This is a genomic window from Pseudomonas sp. PvP009 (assembly GCF_017832995.1).
In the GTDB taxonomy this organism is placed as follows: domain Bacteria; phylum Pseudomonadota; class Gammaproteobacteria; order Pseudomonadales; family Pseudomonadaceae; genus Aquipseudomonas; species Aquipseudomonas syringae.
Map to the genome: position 1 here is coordinate 4,346,336 of NZ_JAFIBG010000001.1, position 17,933 is coordinate 4,364,268.

The 17,933-nt window shown below is 59.5% G+C and carries 15 protein-coding genes; 1 reads left to right on the forward strand and 14 read right to left on the reverse strand.

Annotation, left to right across the window (positions count from 1 at the left end; translation table 11 throughout):
* Position 1: 1 nt before the first annotated feature.
* The 11 genes from JOE29_RS18670 to JOE29_RS18720 form a co-directional block, all read right to left on the reverse strand.
* The gene (locus JOE29_RS18670; protein WP_017277760.1) at positions 2-442 is read right to left on the reverse strand and encodes a type III secretion system protein HrpG; all 441 of its coding nucleotides are present in this window, start codon (positions 440-442) and stop codon (positions 2-4) included.
* Entirely contained in the window at positions 420-644 is a 225-nt protein-coding gene (locus tag JOE29_RS18675) for a type III secretion protein (RefSeq protein WP_003314139.1), read from the reverse strand. Before JOE29_RS18675 ends, JOE29_RS18670 begins: the two co-directional genes overlap by 23 nt.
* An 83-nt stretch (positions 645-727) precedes the next feature.
* Complete coding sequence (sctL, locus tag JOE29_RS18680) at positions 728-1,309, reverse strand: type III secretion system stator protein SctL (RefSeq protein ID WP_058444547.1); 582 nt, start codon at positions 1,307-1,309, stop codon at positions 728-730.
* A gap of 33 nt (positions 1,310-1,342) precedes the next feature.
* Positions 1,343-1,870, reverse strand: coding sequence for a hypothetical protein (locus tag JOE29_RS18685; protein ID WP_003421875.1), 528 nt, complete (start codon positions 1,868-1,870; stop codon positions 1,343-1,345).
* Positions 1,870-2,676, reverse strand: a complete 807-nt coding sequence (gene sctJ / locus JOE29_RS18690) for a type III secretion inner membrane ring lipoprotein SctJ (protein WP_003314136.1) — start codon at positions 2,674-2,676, stop codon at positions 1,870-1,872. Before sctJ ends, JOE29_RS18685 begins: the two co-directional genes overlap by 1 nt.
* 8 nt (positions 2,677-2,684) lie before the next feature.
* Positions 2,685-3,059, reverse strand: a complete 375-nt coding sequence (sctI, locus tag JOE29_RS18695) for a type III secretion system inner rod subunit SctI (protein WP_003314135.1) — start codon at positions 3,057-3,059, stop codon at positions 2,685-2,687.
* Between the two features lie 27 nt (positions 3,060-3,086).
* Complete coding sequence (gene hrpZ, locus JOE29_RS18700; RefSeq protein WP_210079750.1) at positions 3,087-4,115, reverse strand: type III secretion system effector HrpZ; 1,029 nt, start codon at positions 4,113-4,115, stop codon at positions 3,087-3,089.
* Between the two features lie 52 nt (positions 4,116-4,167).
* Positions 4,168-4,494, reverse strand: a complete 327-nt coding sequence (locus JOE29_RS18705; protein WP_003314134.1) for an Hrp pili protein HrpA — start codon at positions 4,492-4,494, stop codon at positions 4,168-4,170.
* A 92-nt stretch (positions 4,495-4,586) separates the two neighbouring features.
* Positions 4,587-5,495 carry a transcriptional regulator HrpS gene (gene hrpS, locus JOE29_RS18710; RefSeq protein ID WP_137982997.1) on the reverse strand — a complete coding sequence of 303 codons (909 nt, stop codon included), beginning with the start codon at positions 5,493-5,495 and terminating at the stop codon, positions 4,587-4,589.
* 45 nt (positions 5,496-5,540) lie between these two features.
* Entirely contained in the window at positions 5,541-6,485 is a 945-nt protein-coding gene (hrpR, locus tag JOE29_RS18715) for a transcriptional regulator HrpR (RefSeq protein ID WP_016567365.1), read from the reverse strand.
* A gap of 1,075 nt (positions 6,486-7,560) precedes the next feature.
* Positions 7,561-9,084 carry a lytic transglycosylase domain-containing protein gene (locus tag JOE29_RS18720; protein ID WP_210079751.1) on the reverse strand — a complete coding sequence of 508 codons (1,524 nt, stop codon included), beginning with the start codon at positions 9,082-9,084 and terminating at the stop codon, positions 7,561-7,563.
* A 218-nt stretch (positions 9,085-9,302) separates the two neighbouring features.
* Between JOE29_RS18720 and JOE29_RS18725 the strand changes: the two genes are divergently transcribed.
* On the forward strand, positions 9,303-14,672 hold the full coding sequence (locus JOE29_RS18725; protein WP_210079752.1) for an AvrE-family type 3 secretion system effector: 5,370 nt from the start codon (positions 9,303-9,305) through the stop codon (positions 14,670-14,672).
* A gap of 61 nt (positions 14,673-14,733) precedes the next feature.
* On the opposite strand, the gene JOE29_RS18730 is transcribed toward JOE29_RS18725, so the two are convergent.
* From JOE29_RS18730 to JOE29_RS18740, 3 genes are all read right to left on the reverse strand, one after another.
* Positions 14,734-15,123 (reverse strand): type III secretion system chaperone, encoded by a 390-nt coding sequence (locus JOE29_RS18730; RefSeq protein ID WP_003314129.1) that lies wholly within the window; start codon positions 15,121-15,123, stop codon positions 14,734-14,736.
* Between the two features lie 109 nt (positions 15,124-15,232).
* Entirely contained in the window at positions 15,233-17,392 is a 2,160-nt protein-coding gene (locus tag JOE29_RS18735; protein ID WP_103364921.1) for a restriction endonuclease, read from the reverse strand.
* The gene (locus JOE29_RS18740) at positions 17,389-17,883 is read right to left on the reverse strand and encodes a CesT family type III secretion system chaperone (RefSeq protein WP_003409051.1); all 495 of its coding nucleotides are present in this window, start codon (positions 17,881-17,883) and stop codon (positions 17,389-17,391) included. Before JOE29_RS18740 ends, JOE29_RS18735 begins: the two co-directional genes overlap by 4 nt.
* Positions 17,884-17,933 lie beyond the last annotated feature (50 nt).

Below are 17,933 nucleotides of genomic sequence, written 5' to 3' on the forward strand. Positions count from 1 at the left end.
TTCAAACTCCCGGTTGCCGGTGATTGAGGGTCGTGCGCCCGGCTAAGGCGGGCACAGAATTGACCAGAGTGGTGTGCATCAGGCTGAGCAAGGCCGCGCGCTGATTGGCCAGGCTTTCCAGACGGTTCAGCAGATCGGCAAGGCTGCAGGGGCCAGGCATCCAGCTGACCAGCACCATGCAGCGCGTTTGCGGATCGATGGCGAACGCGCCGTCACAGGCACACGCCAGGCTGGCACCGCCATGACTGAGCAATGCTTCGATACGCTGAGGGTCGTTGGCGTCATAGGGGTCGAGTAACTCGATGCTGCAACGGACTCCGCCACCCACCATTTCCAGCCGTGCGTTGGCGTCGTCGACCCAGCAGTCGAGCGGGCTCGCCGGGCGCTGATCACGCCACAGGCCGACGACCTCCTCGAACTCACTGAAATCCATCGATGACATTTTTGGTCATTTTATAACCAGCCTGCTGGCATTGATCAGCGATGTTGGAGCTGACCGCAGCCTGCTGGCTCGCCTCACTGAAGGCATCGATGTCGTCGGCGGTGAAATGCCCATTGCCCCCGTCCAGCACGTCATCCACGTCGGACAACGCGCGAGTGAGCGTGGAATCGAGGTTATTTTGCAGGGATTTGAAATTTATCATGTCCGGATGCTCCAGCAGAAAGGTTCAAACCTTGAGTGGAGCAAACAGGTGGAGCGGTTCCATTTTCGCCGCAAGAGTCTGTTTCAGGCAGCTGGCTCAGTGCCTGCCAGCCCGTTGCGCAGCGTTGCCCAATCGATTTCGAACGCGCCGTTGGCGTCGCTCAGGCGCAGGCTTTCAGTGGCCAGCGTCGCATCACGTTTGAGCTCCCAGTGCTCGGCAAAACGACTCTCTGCCAACCATTCGGCGACTGGCTCGGCCATCTCCGGATGAACGCTGAGCGTGGCCACTGCTTCGTTGAGCTGACTGGCTGCCAGGTTCCTGACCAGTGCCCGAGCGCGCTCGGCAAGGGTCGTTTCGTCGAGCAACTGGCGCAATCCCTCAGTCAATAACTCCTCGACAGCAGTCATGGCTTGCTGCTGCAAGGCTTCGCGCTGGACGTGCAGCTCGTCCAGAAAGGCATTAGCGCGCTCCCAGAACTGCGCAAGCGCCTCCTGATGCCGACGATCGGCTTTAGCCTGCTCAAGTACCAGCAACTGCTCCGCCTGACGTTGCGCGTCCATCAGAATATCGCGAGCCAGCAGACTGTTGGCGATGTCTTCACGGCGCAATACCGGCTCGGGCAGCACCGCGTCGGCAGTCAAGGTAATACTGCGTTTGGCAAGCATGGGAAAGTTCCTGGTGCAGAGGAAAGCGGATATTCAGGCCGCAGTGACACGCCATAGAACAGCCTGCCACAGCGTCTGAAGTTTATTTTCGGGGGCCGAGCAAGGGCTGTCGGCGACCTCATCGGGCGCCCAGGCCAGACGCAATCGCGGCCAATACTCAGGCCCGAGCCAGGCACCCAACAGCAAGCGCACATCTTCATGTTCCAGATCCAGCCAGACACCGGGGCGCAACGCCTTGGTCAGGGACCAGCACCACTGTCCGTCATGTCCGTCGCTTTCGTTACGGGAAAAACAGATGCGTTGCGCCAGATCCAGCGCCTGATCACGCTGCACGGTCGTCAGTGCCAGCCAGCTCAACACCGGCGCTGCAGGCATCGGCGGTTGACTTGGCGTGATGCCGACACTCTGCAGGAACACGCTGTGACGGCTGACCATCAGGGCCTCACAGTCGCTGACGGTCAGTCCGCAGCGCTCGGCGAACCGGCTTTGCCAGCCCGCATGCGCCCATGGCCAGGGATTGCACCACCACTGAGTCCAATAGTCCTCGGCGGTCAGGTCCATCACGCGCGCGCCGGTACGGTCGAGCGGCTACGGCCGGCAAAACCGATCCGCCGAAGCACCGAGGCGCGCCAGTCACTGCGCAACAGCAGCGCGATGATCAGCAGCAACACCGCCAGGCCAACCGGCACCAGCCAAAGCATCAGGTTCCAGAACGGCAGATTGGCGCTGTCCAGCTTGAACGGTCCGAAACTGACCCACTGTGTGGTTTCCTGAAACTCGGTAGCCGGTACGAACACAATGGAAAACTTTTTCGACTCTGCCGATTGCGTCGACATGCCGGGGATACTGCTGGCGACCATCTGTTGAATGCGTCCGCGCACGCTGTCCGGGTCAAGCGCTGCGGAGTGTTTGATGAACACCGCAGCAGAGGCAGGTTGCACTGGTTCGCCCGGTGCGATGCGTTCCGGAAGTACCACGTGCACCCTGGCCACGATGACGCCGTCTATCTGCGAAAGCGTCGCTTCGAGTTCCTGAGACAGGGCATAGATGTAGCGGGCGCGCTCTTCGAGCGGGGTCGAAATGACCCCTTCTTTCTTGAAGATATCCCCCAGACTGGCGCGAGACTGGCGTGGCAGGCCGGCAGCGTTGAGCACTCTGACGGCGCGGTTCATGTCGCTGGTCGCGACGGTGACGACAACGCCGGTTTTTTCCAGGCGTTTGCGCGCGTCGATATGCTGATCGGCAAGACGGGCAACGACCTCATTGGAGTCCTGCTCGGACAAGCCGGTGAACAGATCGGTTTCATCACTGCAGCCGCCGAGCAACACCATGCAAATCAGCAGCAGCCCTGCGCTCAGAAATTTCACGGAAACCTCTACTGCAAGTTAGTCAGCTTGTCGAGCGCCTGCGCAGTCTTGCTCACCACCTTGGTCGTGAGCGCAGTCTGCAACGAACATTGCGACAGGGTCCTGGTCATCGCGGCGATATCCAGCGCGTCTCCCGTGCCGGAGGCTTTCTTCATCGACCGCATTGCTTGCTGAGACATTTTTTCGGTTTCGCCCAGACCGCCGGAAATTGCGCTGGCGATATGCTCGGAAAGCGGCGCTCCGCTCGAAACGCCGTCCGGCTGCGTGGCAGCGGTGAAGATGTCGACATCCGCCTGGGCCGGTTCTGAAACGAGCCCCTGTGGCACATCCTGCCCGAGTTCCGGCGAGATGCTTTTAACATTACCAAGGTGGGAAATGGTCACGTGAGTTCTCCGTCAGGCGGGTGTCGGTCAGGCTGCGGCCTGATTGCGGGTGCCTTGCAGCAGCGTACTGACCAGCAAGGTGGCGATTTGCGCAGCGCTCGACTGCACGTCGGTAGCGGTTTGTCCGGCGTCCTTGAGCGTCGCTTCAAGGCCCTTGAGCAGCAAGCCGCCCAGCAACTGGTCAAGATCCTGAGCGGACTGTCCGCCATTCGCCGCCGTGCCGGTCTGCGGGGTGTTTAGGGGTGTACCCAGCCCACCGCCAGCCAATACCGATTGCAGGCCACGGTCGATAAGCTCGCCGATCAGTTGCCCCGCTTCACCACTGGTAGTGCCGCTGTCACCGGGACCGGTATTGGCGTCGATCAGCGGATCACCCGTCACGGACGAGCTGTTAGAAAAACTGCTCGGAGTGCCCAGACCTCCACCCGTCCCCGCCAGACCACCAGCGCCACTCTGCTGATTACCCAGTTGCTGGCCAATGATGTCGAGTGCCGAGCGGAACGCAGCCGTTTTGTCGCCATCAAGGAAGTTGTCTTCCTTGAGTTCGTTCACCCAGGAACCCGAGTCCGGCTTGGGAAACTGTGCGGGATTGTCATCCATGAACTGCGCGATCTTGTTCAGCATCGGCATATCGTCTTCGGAGAAGCTTGCCCCGCCATCCTGCTTGGTCAGAAGATCATCGAGCATAGACTTGGCAAGGCCACTGAGCACCTGAGTCATCAGGTCCTGCTGTCCGGTACCCGAGGCGTTGTCCGCAGACGCGCCGAAGTTGTCACCCAGCTTTTCATGAATCAGCTTGTCCAGCGCAGCGATGACATCCTCGATACCGCCGCCTGCCTTGCCATCCGCGGCCATCGACTTGGCCAGCAGTTTGCCCAATGGCGAGCTGTCGTCGAGTTGACCATTGCGCATCAGTTCCTCGGCCAGCTTCACGACAACTTCCTGAAGCGCCTTGCTCGACGTACTGGCGCCAGTCGTCTCGGTTTCAGGACGTACCAGAACAAGGGCCATTGCCGGGGTTTGCAGCGAGCTGCTGTTAAGACTGAGACTCTGCATCACAACCTCCTCAAAGTAGCAGCCCCCTCAGGTGCGAAGGGGCTTCAAGAAATCAGAACTGGACGACCGAGTTCCGGATCTTGCTTGCGACGATCTGGTTGGAAAGCGCCTCTTTCTTGTCCTCAAAGCCCGCCAGCATGCTCGACTCGCGCAGCAGGCCGTTCTCTTCGTTCGCGGTGCCGTCAAGCTCGGCACTTTTTGCATCGCCTTTGCTGATGCTGGAGCGAGTAGCGTCGATGCTGTCAGTGCTGCCGGTGTTGCTCACCAGTGCAGCATTACGGTCGGCGCTGCTCTTTACGCTGTTGATGCCTTGAGCGGCACCACCGATCGTGTTGACGACACCGCGACCTGCACCCGCCAGAGAACTCATGATAGTCATAACGTCATACCCCTTCGTCTGTACCAGCGTAATTGCTTGGTACAGCTAGGTGGCCTGTGCCCGGGAATCGGTTCCAGATCTTCTGCAAAAAATCAGATGCTCAATTCCTTGATGCGGCGGTAGAGCGTACGACGTGGAATATCGAGCTCCAGGCTGGCCGCGTCGATGCAATTGCAGTGGCGCTTGAGCGCTTGCTGAATCAAGGCCTTTTCGATCGCTCGCAGCTGGAACTTGAGCCCGCACGCCAGGTGCTCTTCGGTCTGCGAGTCAGCCCCGAGCAGAGGAAAGCCCAACACATGGCGCTTTGCAGCGGCCTTGAGCTCGCGGATATTGCCGGGCCAGTGATGCCCCGTCAGTACCTGCTGAAGCAACGGACATACATCGGGAATCGCGAGGTTAAGTTCTTTGGCCGACGCCGCCACAAATCGGGTGAACAACGGCAGGATACGCTCGGGCTGATCGCGCAGCGGCGGCAGTTTGAGGGTCAGCACGTTCAGGCGAAAGTACAGGTCGCGCCGAAACTTGCCTTCTTCGACGGCGTCGTCCAGACAGGCCTGGGCCGAGGCAATCACACAGATATCCAGGTTGATCGTGGAGGTCGAACCCAGACGCTCCAGTGCACGGGTTTCAAGCACCCTCAGCAGCTTGGCCTGCAGGGCGAGCGGCATGCTATCGATCTCATCCAGGTACAAGGTTCCGCCCTGCGCCGCCTCGATGTAGCCCATTCGGGAGCGGTCGGCGCCGGTATAGGCCCCACTCACCACTCCGAACAGCTCGCTCTCGGCGAGCGATTCCGGAATGGCTGCGCAGTTCATCGGGACGAAGCGCCCCTGGCGCCCGGACATGTTGTGAATGCGCCGGGCAATGGTGTCTTTACCGGTACCGGTCTCGCCCGACAGCAGGACATCAATGCCGAGCTGCGAAATACTTTCGGCGACGATCCCCAGATTGGGTACGCGCTCCGCATCCAGGTGATCGTCAAACTCATCGTCGAGATTCATTTCATGACTCCAATGGCATCAGCGTTGCGCGAGCGCAGCAGCGATTCAGGACTCGGCTACCAGGTCGATATGCGAAGCAACACCCAGCTCTTTCATGCGGTGGTAGAGGGTGCGCCGGGGCAGTTCGAGCTCCTCGAGCACAGCGTCGAAATTGTGCCGATGTCGCTTCAAGGCATCCTGAATGAGCATTTTCTCGATGACGCGCATCTGCATGCGCAGCCCTGTTACCGGGTCACGCGCTTCGACCGGCTCGGCGCCCAGCAACGGCAACCCCAGGACAAATCGCTTGGCAGCCGACTTCAGTTCGCGCACGTTGCCGGGCCAGTCATGGCTCAACAGGATCTGTACACGTCGATTGTCGAGCGTTGGAACGGAGCGGCCGGCTTCTGCGGCGACGTCCTGGGTGAACTGGTCGAACAATGGCAAAATCTGCTCGCGACGCTTGCGCAAGGCTGGCAACTGCAGTGTCAGCACATTGAGCCTGAAAAACAGGTCACGACGAAAAAGTCCTTGTTCCACCAGTTCATCCAGCGGACGCTGGGCCGAAGCAATCACTCGCAGATCCAGTGGTATGAAATCGGTCGAGCCTAGCCGCTCGACGCCCCTGCTTTCCAGCACCCGCAAGAGCTTGGCCTGAAGGCTCAACGGCATGCTGTCGATTTCATCCAGATAGAGGGTGCCGCCGTTGGAGGCTTCGATGTAGCCCTCGCGAGCCCGGCACACGCCGGTGAACGCACCATTGACCACGCCGAACAACTGGCTCTCTGCCAACGATTCGGGGATGGCCGCACAGTTCATGCCGACAAAGGGCCCGGTCCTGCTCGACAGCTCGTGAATCCGGCTGGCCAGGGTATCTTTGCCGGTGCCGGTTTCCCCGCAAAGAAGCAAGTCCATATCCAGTAGCGCGCTGTTCATTGCAATTTGATGACCAGCCGATAATGCAGTTACGTTCCAACACGTTCGAACGTCGTTATCAATGTCTGTGCTCATCGATCACTCTCATAGCGGGAGGAAGGCGGGATATTAATACCACGTCTTACAAGGCACACATATAGCCATTTAGTTCCCCAGCGACTGTGAAAAATTTCACAAACTCGAGAATCACTATCAAGTAGCGACAGCGCGTTAAGATCCACTCGGTATAGCGCAAGCGCTTTGAAATGACCCTATTAATATATCCTTATTCCAAAATTATCATAGACTTACGCTGGCTAATCGTCGCTGCAGCCCCCGTGGCTGCACGGGAATCCAGCCGTATGCCCGATCATGGGTCATAATGAAATCGAAAAATTTGTAACTTGCCAATCGCAGAAAAAACAGATAGCCACTCCGCGAACCGGACGATGCACTTAATAGGCCCCGCAGCACCTTAGTTGTGTACTGCACTATATTTTTCCAAAACAGGAGAGCCAGCCACACGAACTGACTGTATTAACTTTCATGACACTCACAACTAATGCACTCAAACAAAAAGCCTGTAAAAATTTAACTTATTTCACACATTAGAATAGGCAGTACCGGTGGCCAGACAGTACTCGACCACTGGGCTGATATAAACAAGAGTTCAGTCGGATTTCCGAACGAGGTCGCATCTCTGGCTTGGTTGGATCCTGAAGTGTCCCAGTTTTTGGGGGCATCTCGCGATAGCTTTTTGCCACCCTCGCATTCGGCAATCCGAACGCGGCGCCTTTTCAGAATGCGGATTTGCAGGTTATGAAAATGGCTAATTAGCTGAAAGGATTCACTGTAGGACAATCTGGCAATCCACGCTTATAGCGCTGTGAAGGCCTACCACCATAAGCAGTGCTGATACCTCATCATCACTGAGATTGTTTCAAAAAATGTGTAAGTATTTCCTTACAATTCTTTACAAAGTTTGCGTGAGCCATTGAGAAACATATTTGGTAAAGCTTGGTCCGCCCCCCTTTTTACGCCCCTATAAAGGCAAAAAAAGGAGCAGAATTTTTCATTCGCAGGTTTCGGGCACGCGCTGGTAACGCGAAAAAGCACTAAAAAAGGGCAATTTTCAGGTGCTTTAAGTGCTCAGGAGAAAAAAATCGAGAGGTTATTGGCGTGGATCGCTTGCGTATACCACGACACGAGGACCGTTCGGCAGCTCACGCGGCTCATCGCGATACGCGATCTCGTCGCGCTTGCGTGGCGACGAACGGTCATCAATGTACAGCCTCTTTTGAATCCGGCGGTCCAGCAGCGAACGCTCGTTTGTCGCCTGCGGTGGCGCCTGACGCGCTGGCTGGATGGATTCGGACACAGTCACCTGTTCGGCAGCCTGAACGGGTTGCGCTGGGCCAGGCAAGGGCTCCTGCCTGGCAACCTGGACGACTTTCGGTTGCGGTTCACGCCTGACCGGTTGTACCGATTCCGGTGCAGGCTCGCGCTCAAGCACCTGCCTCAGGCCTGCCGTCTGCTCGCGCCCTGCTGCTTGCAACGGTCCAGGCACCGGAGCGCGCTCGGCCACCTGTGACGCTGGCTGACGCTCGATCACACGCTTTCCGGGGCTTGCCGGGATCACAGCGGTTGTCGGCGACTCTCCGGTGATCCGCTCGATACCTGCCGTCAACACCTGCGTGTGGGTCTTGGGAATCAGCAAACGTCCCGGCCCATCCGGGGTCTTTTTTCGCAGGAATGCCGGGTTGAGGCGCAACAACTGTGCCTCGTCTACCCCGGTGGTGGCGGCGAGCTGAGTCAGGTCTACCGTGTGGTTGAGCTCAACCACATCGAAATACGGCATGTTGGCGACCGGCGTCAGTTGCACGCCGTAGGCGCCTGGATTGCGCACCACCAGCGAGAGTGCCAGCAGGCGCGGAACGTAGTCCTGGGTTTCCCGGGGTAAATTCAAATGCCAATAGTCGACAGGCATGCCACGCCGACGGTTGGCGTCAATCGCTCGTGCAACCGTACCCTCGCCTGCGTTATAGGCCGCCAGTGCCAACAGCCAGTCATTATTGAACTGATCATGCAGGCGAGTCAGATAGTCCATCGCCGCCTTGCTTGACGCGACGACATCGCGGCGGGCGTCGTAGGTAGCGCTCTGGTTCAAGTTGAACTGGCGACCGGTAGACGGGATGAACTGCCAGAGGCCCGCTGCGGCTGCCGGGGAGTTGGCCAAGGGATTGTAAGAGCTCTCGATCATGGGCAGCAGCGCCAGCTCCAATGGCATGTTGCGCTCATCCAGACGTTCGACAATGAAATGCAGGTAAGGCGTGGCACGCTTGCTGGCCCCGGCCAGGAAGCCGCGATTGTTCAGCAGCCAGTCACGCTGGCGAGCGATACGTTCATTAACGCCCTGCCCGTCCACCAGCCGGCATCGCTGCGCCACCCTTTGCCAAACGTCTTCACCGTTGTAGACGGGCAAATCGGAAACAGTCGTTACAGCTCGAGGGTCGGCCTGCGCGTCGTCAGACCTGTGCCCCAGCCCGGCGACCAGTCGCGGCAAGCGGTCAAGGCGCGACTGTGAGTCATCGACTGACTGGCAGCCCACGCACAGCGCCCCCAGGGCCAGAACGGCGATCTGTACCGAACGCGTCAGCAAGCGAGGGGACGAAACGTGGAGGGCAACGGCGGCCATGTGCGGAATGTCCTGAACGTGTCCCCCTACGTGGCACGCCCGCCTTTCCAGTTCCCTGCAAGGCATATTTCGCTTGCGTACCCACGAGCCTGAAACGTTTCAGCCAGCTGTTTTTCTTTGGAACCGGTGCCTTTCCCATGCCACACAGGAACTGAAGGACTTTTCAAAGGGTTACACAATCGCCGTCGTCGGGCGGCAAAAGGAAAGGGAGATGCACCGTGCAGGTACCAACGGTCAAACGCAATACCGGAAACGTCATTGCGCCAGAAGCGACAGCAAGAGCCGACAACCCTTCAAATCTCCGGCAGCAAACCGAACAGCCGACCCAGCGCTCCTCACATTCCCTAGGGAGCATGGGAAAACGGCTGCTGAAAAGTGTCGGCAAGGTTTTCCAGAAATCCAGGACACCCCGGCAGTCGGCAGCAAGGCCGCCCAGTACACAACCCAACTCAAGCTCAGCGCCGCGCTCCAGTCGCGAGGCCAGCAGAAACACCGCTCGTGGCACTCGTTTGCCGGATAACCCGCCACCGCACAGCGATCATCTCCCCAAGTCCATTCTGCGCACCCGTACGAACAGGGCGAACGCTTCAGGAACGACGACGCATGAAATAGAAGAAGAATCGACGCGGACAGACACTCCCCCCCGTAACAATCGCCGTGTCACGTTCAATCTTCCGCAGGATCAGCTCACGCGCAGCGCTTCAGAGCAACTCTCCGCAGAGCCCATGACTGACGAAGAGGCCGTCGCCAGCGCTATGCGCGAACGCCGTAACCCCGGCGGCCGCCTGAAAGGCTCCGATGGTACACGCCAGTCAATGCAACCTGTCGACACGAACACGGCAAGCAGTTCCGGCACCAAAGCCGACGATCCTGACGGGCCGCTCGCGCTGCGCAACCCCGGGCTGGAACATGGCACCAGCGGGCGCTCCGAGCTCAGGAGTGAGCAACTGATACGCAATGCGCGACCACAGCCCACTGTCAGGCTGAGTGCCGACGGCAAGCCGGATTTCTCTTCGTTCAAGACGCCCGGCATGGCCGCGCTGCTGGACGACATACTCGCCAAGCCCGGACAAACCTATCTGGCGCAGCAGAGTGAGCAAGGCGCGCAGGGCCACCAACTTCTGCAAGCCAACGGGCATCTGCTGCATCTGGCGCAGGGCGACAGCTCGCTGGCCGTCATCCGCAGCAGCGAGCCAACACTGCCGGTACCGGGCGGAAAACCTCCGCCGGTGAACATGCAGCGTGAAGAAAACCACATTCATCTCGACACCCTTGACGGGCGGCGCAGCCAGGAGTTGCCGGGCAAGGCCCATATCGCTCACCTCACCGACGTCCATCAGACCACCAACGGCGACCGCCTGCGCGTGCACGAAGACCGGCTGTACCAGTTCGAACCGCTCGCCGCACGCTGGAAGCCGGTGGATGAAATCGAGAACATCGCTTTCAACCGCCTGATAACCGGAGGCAACGGCTCGGTCTACGCCAAAAGTGACGATGTGGTCGTCGATCTCTCCAGCCCGTTCATGCCGCATGCCGACTTCAAAGACCTGAAGTCATTTTCGGTCGCACCTGACGATAGCGCGGCACTGCTCAGTGGCTCGGATGTACAGACCGTCCTGCTGACCGACATGAGTCCGGTGATTGGTGGGCTGACCCCGAAAAAAACCAAAACCCTGGAACTCGACGGCGGTCAGGCACAGGCCGCCGAAGTCGCCCTGAGCAACGACAGGCTATTTATTGCCGACACGCAGGGCAGGCTTTACAGCACTGATCGCAGCGCCTTCGAAAGCAACGACGCAACGTTGCGCCTGATGCCCGAACGGGCCGGTTACAGGCTGGACGACCAACCAATGGGCGGCCACAACAGCGTCAGCGGATTCATCAGCGGCGATGACGGTCGCGTGCACGCACTGATCAGGAATCGTCAGGGCGAGGTGCACTCCCATGCGCTCGACGAGCAGGGTGCGAAGCTGGAAAGCGGCTGGAACCTGACCAATGCGCTGGTTCTGGACAACACACGCGGCCTGACGGTTATGCCTGCGCCCGTCGGGGCCGACCGCCTGCACCTCGACCGTGCCGGTCTGGTCGGTTTGAGCGCCGGTCGCATCCAGCGTTGGGACGCGACGCCGCAGTGCTGGAAAGACGCAGGCATCAAGGATGTCGATCGCTTGCAACGCGGAGCCGACAGCAACGCCTACGTGTTGAAAGGTGGCAAGTTGCTCAGGCTCGACGTGGCCCCTAAACACCCTAATGTCGCCTTCGACCACAATACGGCACTGGCCCAGATAGCGCGCTCGACCAAAGTGGCGATGGGCAAAGAAATCGCAGGGCTGGAGAATCGGGTCGTGACCGCTTTTGCCATGGTCAGCGACAAGCGCTTTGTCGCGCTCGATGATCAGAACAGGCTGACGGCCCATAGCAAGGACCACAAACCCATCGATCTGGATACGTCCGCAATTGACGGTGACATCAAGGAACTGGCACTGGACGAAAAGCACAACCTTTACGCGCTGAGCAGCACCGGCAAGCTGTATTGCATGCCCCGAGAGGCATGGCAGGCAACCCGATTCGGAGGCCAGCTGGCCGCTAAATGGACGCCTCTTGCAGCGCCTGACGGCCAACCGGTCAAAGCGCTGTACAGCAATGATGACAATCGCTTGAGCGTCCAGGTCGAGGACGCCGCCGGTCAAGGCCTGATGCAACTCAAAGAGGGGCAGTGGCAAGCGTTCGAACAGCGTCCCGTAGAAAAAAACGGCTTGAACGACGTTTACAACCGCATCACGCGCGCGCACAAGACCTGGCGGATTCCAGGCACCGGGTTGACAGCAAAGCTGGACATCAATGCATTCGGGCGCAGCGGCATGGAGAAAAGCAATCGACCCACCGCCAGCGAGGCCATTCGCGCCAACGTTTACAAGCACACACTGGAACCGCCTCGCTGGATGAAGAACGTCGGCAACAACATCCAGCATCGCTATCACGGTCGCGAGGGCCTGACGGAGCTCTACAAGAAAGAGCTGATCGCGTTCAAACAACTCGAACTGATTCATGAAGCCGGCGGCGCACCGCCAACCCCGGGCAACGATCTGAAAGCGCGCATTGCGCGCCTGCAGCTTGGCCCTGAGGGCGCTGAGCTGGCAAAAGAACTCGAAGTCTTCCGCGACGAACTGGAAAAGCACGCCAGAACTGCGTTGGAAAACATTGGCAAGGACTACGGCAAGCTCAAAAATCTCAGGCAGAACGACGGTGTGCTCAACCAGCACAGCGCAGTGGCAAAGTCGTCAAAACGCACCCAGCTCGGCAAGAAGCTGGCTGAACTGGGCTCAATGCTTAACTTCAAAAGCTCCGGCCATGATTTCGTGAAAGAGCTGGATGACGCCCTGACGCAAGTCGCCCCATCCGCAGAAAATCCGACGGCCACAACGCTCAAGCGGCTGAAAGACAACGGAGTGAAGCTTTCTCACACCAAAACCGATATCGGTCTGGGCCAGCGCCGCGATGCCAACGAAGATCACGGGCTGAGCAAGGCCCGTCTGGCGCTGGATCTGGTCACCCTGAAAGACCTCGGCGCGCTGATCAGCAAGGTTGAGCTGCTGACACGCAGCAGCGACCTGCCCAGGCTGCAAGCGGAATTGACCTCGTTACGCGATGTGACCTATGGCGAGAACCCGGTCAAGCAGGTCACCGACATGGGCTTTACCGATAACGCAGCACTGGAAGGCGCGTATGACGCAGTCAAGGCGTTCTCGAACGCGCTCAAGAAATCCGACCACGCGGTCAGCGTCAATATGCGCGCGGCAACCGGCAGCCAGGATCAGTCCGAACTGGCCGACACGCTCAAGGCCATGCTCAAAAATCTGGAGCATGGCGACGATGAAATCGGCGTGCAACGCAGTTACGGGCTGAACCTCACCAGCCCGTTCGCCGTCCTTGCCGACAAGTCGACAGGCCCGTGGCCGACCGCCGGCGCTACCGGCAATCGCAACTACCTCTTCAGTGCCGAACGCTGCGAAGGTGGCGTGACCCTGTACCTGATGAGAGAAGCGGCCGGCAACATCAGCGGCGGCGTGGGCGGCGGCAAGGACTACTGGCCGGGGTTCTTCGAAGACAACCACCCTGCCCGCAGCGTCGATATCGGCAACAACCGCAAGATGACTCCGAACTTCCGTCTTGGCGGAGACGTGACCGCTACGGCTGCCGCCAGCCAGCGTGCCGGGGTGATCTTCAATGTGGCGGACGACGAAATCGACGGGTTCGTCGACGATCTGTTCGAAGGTAAGCTCAACCCCTTGCAGCTGTTGAACAAGGTCAAGGACCACGAAACCTATGAAGCGCGCCGCTTCAATTTCGATATCACGACAGGCTTCAGCGCTGATATGCGCGTCGGCTTCGGTCTGTCGGAGGCCGACAGCGCGCCGCTTTCCGCAGTTGCGCGTCTGGGCGTGGCGGCGAATGTCACGGTCAACCTGCTGAGCTACACCGATTACTCCCTGACCCAGAAGAACGACAAGACAGAGCTGCGCGAAGGCGGCAAGAACCGGCCGCGCTTTTTCAACAGCCTGAACGTCGGCGGGCAGGCACGCGGGCAAATCAGTGGCACACATACCAACGCCACAGCGACACCCGCCTCCGCTGCCGGGCCGACGCCAGCGACGCAATCGGCAGCCAATAACCTGGGGGTCGCAGCGAACGTGACCATTGATGACAAAACCGTCAAACGGGTCAAGTTCCGCTTTAACGTAGCGACCCCGATGACCACCGAGAGCCTGGACAAACTATCGAAAAGTCTCGGTGCGGCCTTCAAGGATAAAGCCACGACCGCCCGCCTTGCAGACCTGAAGGATCCGCTGAACGCTCTTTACGCCGACATGAACCCTGAGCAGGCCATTCAGGCTCGACTTGACGGGCTCAAAGCGCTGTTTGCCGACAAGCCGTCGCAGAACGATACGCAATACAAGGCGCTTCGAGACCTGAAACGGGCGGTCGTGCAACACGAAGCGTCGGTCAACAATCACAGCGTGCTGGACAATGCCCGCTTCGAAACCAGCAAGACCAGCCTGTCAGGCCTGAGCAAGGAAAGCATCCTCACCAGAATCATGGGTTCGATACGCGAAGCCAGTGCGCCAGGCAACGCGGCGAGGGTCGCGGAGTACATGCGTCAGGACCCGACGCTCAGCGCCATGGTCAAGCAGCTTGAAAACAGCCAGGGCACCCTCGCCCGGGTACGCCTTGAACCAAAAGACTCGCTGATCGACGACATCGACGAAGGCAGCCGCAGGGGTACGCTGACGCAGACCCAACTCTCCGGCCTTCTGGAAAATCGCAATAACATGAGGATCAAAAGGCTGGTGGTGTTCCATGCCCCACCGCAGACCGAGAATTTCACGTCACCCACGCCACTGATCAGCTACAACAGCGGCGCATCGTTGAGCGTGAACAAGACCCTCGGGCGGATCAATTTCATCTATGGCGAAGACCAGGACAAACCCATCGGTTACACGTTCGACGGGGAGCTGTCGCGGCCCTCGGCGTCGCTGAAAGAGGCGGCAGGCGAGTTGAAACTGTCGGGCTTCGAAGTCAAAAGCTGATAGCTGAAACAACGCAAAAGCGCCGCATGGAAGCGACGCTTTTACGTGCAGCCCCGCCTGTTCAGGCGTGCAGAAATGCGCGGGCTTCGCGTGCCTGAGCAATAAAGCCACGTGTCACGTCACAAAAGGCTGGCTCATCGAGCGACACCAGCTCACGTTGCGCACACAAGCGTACATCGCCCTGATCGACGGCAAACCAGCAACCGTGCAAGCGGGCGACGTCGAAGTTCAGGCTCAACAAGTGCTGCAAATCGGCAGAGCGTTCAGGGCAGCGCCCGACACGGCAATGAAAGATGACCATCTCACTGTGCTCGGGCAACTCGATGACGGCGGCTTCGTTGTCCTGGCCGTCATACAGCGCGCATACCCCGTTCTGCCAGGTAAGCGAAGTGCCAAGCTGGGCACCCAGCGCAGTGATGAAACGGGAAAACTCATGTTGCGAGGTATTCATCGTCATAGTCCTTTAAGAAAAGCCTGAGCTGACCAGGCAGTGAGTGGCTGCCTGGCGTTGTCGGTTCCACAAAAAGGGGCCGCCAGGGACAAGCCCCCCCGTGTGTTTATCAGCCTCGACGGCCCTCCTCCATCGAACTCAGCTCGACATCGACGGGGTCAGCGTTGTCCGCAGGCAAAGGTGTCTCTGGCGCGTTGCGTGAATTGCGCAAGGCCGAAACACCTTTCGATACGCCGTCCTCCACCCCGCGGAGTGTATCCACCACCAGTTGGGTCGGTAATTGCAACGCCCCTCTGCCCATGTGATAAGCGCTTTCAACGGCTCTGGGGACACCACCCAGGGTATCCGGCTGGAACGTATGCGGCAGTGAAGCTCTGTCGGGATGGCGAATAGTGTTCCAGGCGCTTTCAGTACGCGGCAGCATCGGCACTGCGCCGCCCATGCCCGCCTCTTTCAAGGCCTTGGCCTCGGCCGTAACCGACTGGTTGGCATACAGGGTCGACAGGTAAGACACCGAACCGGTCGCCGCCAGCGCCATGTTGCGCAGGATATTCCTCGCGCTGAGCGTGCCGGATGCACCTTGGGGCTGGACGGCAACCGGTGGCAGCGCGCCATTCAGCGCTGCGCTCTGCACACCTGAAACAGCCTTGCTGTAGAACGCGGTGCGTACCGCCGGTTCGCGAAGGTCCAGGCCTTTGGCCAGGTCCTTGCCCAAATCGGCATTGGCGCGGTCCGGGGTGAAGACCGGGATCTTGCGCCCGCGCGGATCGACATAGGTCGAGTTCAGCTGTGCAATGGTCTGGGTGGTGGCTGATATGGCCCCGGCGATCCCGGAGGTCACCGCTCTGGCCGACAGGGTCTGGCCATTGAGCAGATTGAAATCATTGAGCATCTGACGTACCGCCTGCCCGCCACCAAAGGCGCCGTAGGGGATCATCTCACCCAGTGGATGGGTAGACGAAACCTGAACCTTTTTCTGATTCAAAACCGCTCGCTCGCTTTCGACGAAGGCTTTGTCCTCAGCGGCTTCCTCAGGCGTTTTTCTGACCAGTGCGCCGTTGTCGTTCTTCAACTCGAAAGGGTCGGGAATCACCGAGTCAGTATCAATCCCCTTGAGCGGCACCATATTCAGCCGCTCGTTGAGGCCGGCTTTCTGAAACCCGGCTTGAACCATAGGCTTCAACAGGTTGGTAACGCCCTCGTGAGCCACCCCGGCAGTCAGCCCTACGGCCAAGGCCCTCTTCATGCTCGCGTCGGCGCTTTTTTCGGGAACGGCATCTTTCATCGCGTCACCGGTGGCCGTGCGGATATACCCCAGGTGGAGCATGGACACCATAAACTGCGGCACCGCTGCCGCGACGATCGGACCGAACCCCTTCCAGCCGCCGACCGAGTTGCGATCAACGTTCAGCTTGTCGATCAGAGCATCCATTTGCGTGTGAGCGGCAACGGCATTCAGCCGCTTGGCTTCAGGCGATTTGCAGAAGTCGGCGTGCAGGTCGCTCAGCATCGCCCTGGCCGTTTCCAGCGCCTGCCGGTCCATCAGCAAAACCGGTCTGCTGCCCTCAGTGGCGCCCTCCAACTGGCTGTCCAGCGTGGCGATGCGTTCGTCCAGCACCGCAAGACTGTGGTTCAGCTCCGCTTCGATGGACTTACTCGCCCGACCGGCGTATTCGCCAAGCGCCGCCTGACTGACCGCCAGCGTGTTGCGGTCGCGCAGCCCTCCTGGGCCGAATGCCTCAGCCGTCGCGTCATGCATGAGCTGGAAGTGTTCCAGCTGGTCTGCGAGCGACCGGGCAAAGCCCTTGATCAGTTGTTCGGTCTCGGCCTTGCTTGGCTCATGCCCTGGCTCAGCGAATCGTCCGAGCATTTGCTGTAAATCTGAGCCGTGAAACTGTTGCAACGCATAACGCTCAGGCGACAAACGGGCGGCCATGACCTCGAAGGGCAGTTTTTCAGATTGCAACAAACTGCCGATCAGCAGCGCCGCGTTAGCGCTGATGGTCGGCGTGGAGGTGCCCTTTACGGTGGGCTGTTCGGCACGAAACTTCTCCAATGTCGGCAGATGTCGCGGCGCGACTGGCAGGCGAGCGGCACCGGCCGCCGAGCTTTCCGGCGCTTGTGCGGCCGATTGGCTAGCGGTCAGCGGCGGGTTGCTGCCCGGGCTTACCGCGTGTGGATGAGCCTGGGCGACAGCGGCAGACGGCTGCGGCTGGTTCGCCTGAACGATCTCGGTACTGCCTGATCCGCCGACTCGTATGCCAGTCATTGGAACCTCCCGGAGCTCGCAGGCGTATCACGCATGGTTGCCTTGGAGGCAGGCGTATTGACCGGGGCGCTCGCAGTACCCACCGGTCCCATGAAACCGTGCTCGCGCCACTCTCTGGCCAGGTCGGCAAAGGACTTCATCAGCAGCAGCACGCCCTCGGCTGTCGCTCTTTCAAGGCCTATCGATCCCATCAGCAGCACTCGGCCGGTCTGGGCATTCCAGGAGAAAGCCGGGCTGTGGGCACCCGCAAACATATGAAAATTGATGTCCATCAACGCCAGCAAGGCGCTGTCACGATTGCGCGCGGGCAGCGCGCCCATATCCCCGTAGATCAGAATCGCACGCCCCTCGTCGCGGTCCTGATAGTGAAGGGTGAAGTCGACGTCGCTGATTTTGAAATTGGCTGACTCGTAAAAACGTTCGGGTTCGGAGATCAGGCTGAGCGTGCAAATCTCATTGATAAGCGTCTGATATTCATCATTTTTATTCATTTAACAGCCTCTCGGTGCGCTGTGGGTCCACACCATTTTTTTGCTGGCGT

What these genes read in the sequence shown, in the direction of transcription:
- JOE29_RS18670 (WP_017277760.1), bottom strand. Translation starts at nt 442, where the DNA reads ATGTCATCGATGGATTTCAGTGAGTTCGAGGAGGTCGTCGGCCTGTGG.
- JOE29_RS18675 (WP_003314139.1), bottom strand. Translation starts at nt 644, where the DNA reads ATGATAAATTTCAAATCCCTGCAAAATAACCTCGATTCCACGCTCACT.
- sctL (WP_058444547.1), bottom strand. Translation starts at nt 1,309, where the DNA reads ATGCTTGCCAAACGCAGTATTACCTTGACTGCCGACGCGGTGCTGCCC.
- JOE29_RS18685 (WP_003421875.1), bottom strand. Translation starts at nt 1,870, where the DNA reads ATGGACCTGACCGCCGAGGACTATTGGACTCAGTGGTGGTGCAATCCC.
- hrpZ (WP_210079750.1), bottom strand. Translation starts at nt 4,115, where the DNA reads ATGCAGAGTCTCAGTCTTAACAGCAGCTCGCTGCAAACCCCGGCAATG.
- JOE29_RS18705 (WP_003314134.1), bottom strand. Translation starts at nt 4,494, where the DNA reads ATGACTATCATGAGTTCTCTGGCGGGTGCAGGTCGCGGTGTCGTCAAC.
- hrpS (WP_137982997.1), bottom strand. Translation starts at nt 5,495, where the DNA reads ATGAATCTCGACGATGAGTTTGACGATCACCTGGATGCGGAGCGCGTA.
- hrpR (WP_016567365.1), bottom strand. Translation starts at nt 6,485, where the DNA reads ATGAGCACAGACATTGATAACGACGTTCGAACGTGTTGGAACGTAACT.
- JOE29_RS18720 (WP_210079751.1), bottom strand. Translation starts at nt 9,084, where the DNA reads ATGGCCGCCGTTGCCCTCCACGTTTCGTCCCCTCGCTTGCTGACGCGT.
- JOE29_RS18730 (WP_003314129.1), bottom strand. Translation starts at nt 15,123, where the DNA reads ATGAATACCTCGCAACATGAGTTTTCCCGTTTCATCACTGCGCTGGGT.
- JOE29_RS18735 (WP_103364921.1), bottom strand. Translation starts at nt 17,392, where the DNA reads ATGACTGGCATACGAGTCGGCGGATCAGGCAGTACCGAGATCGTTCAG.
- JOE29_RS18740 (WP_003409051.1), bottom strand. Translation starts at nt 17,883, where the DNA reads ATGAATAAAAATGATGAATATCAGACGCTTATCAATGAGATTTGCACG.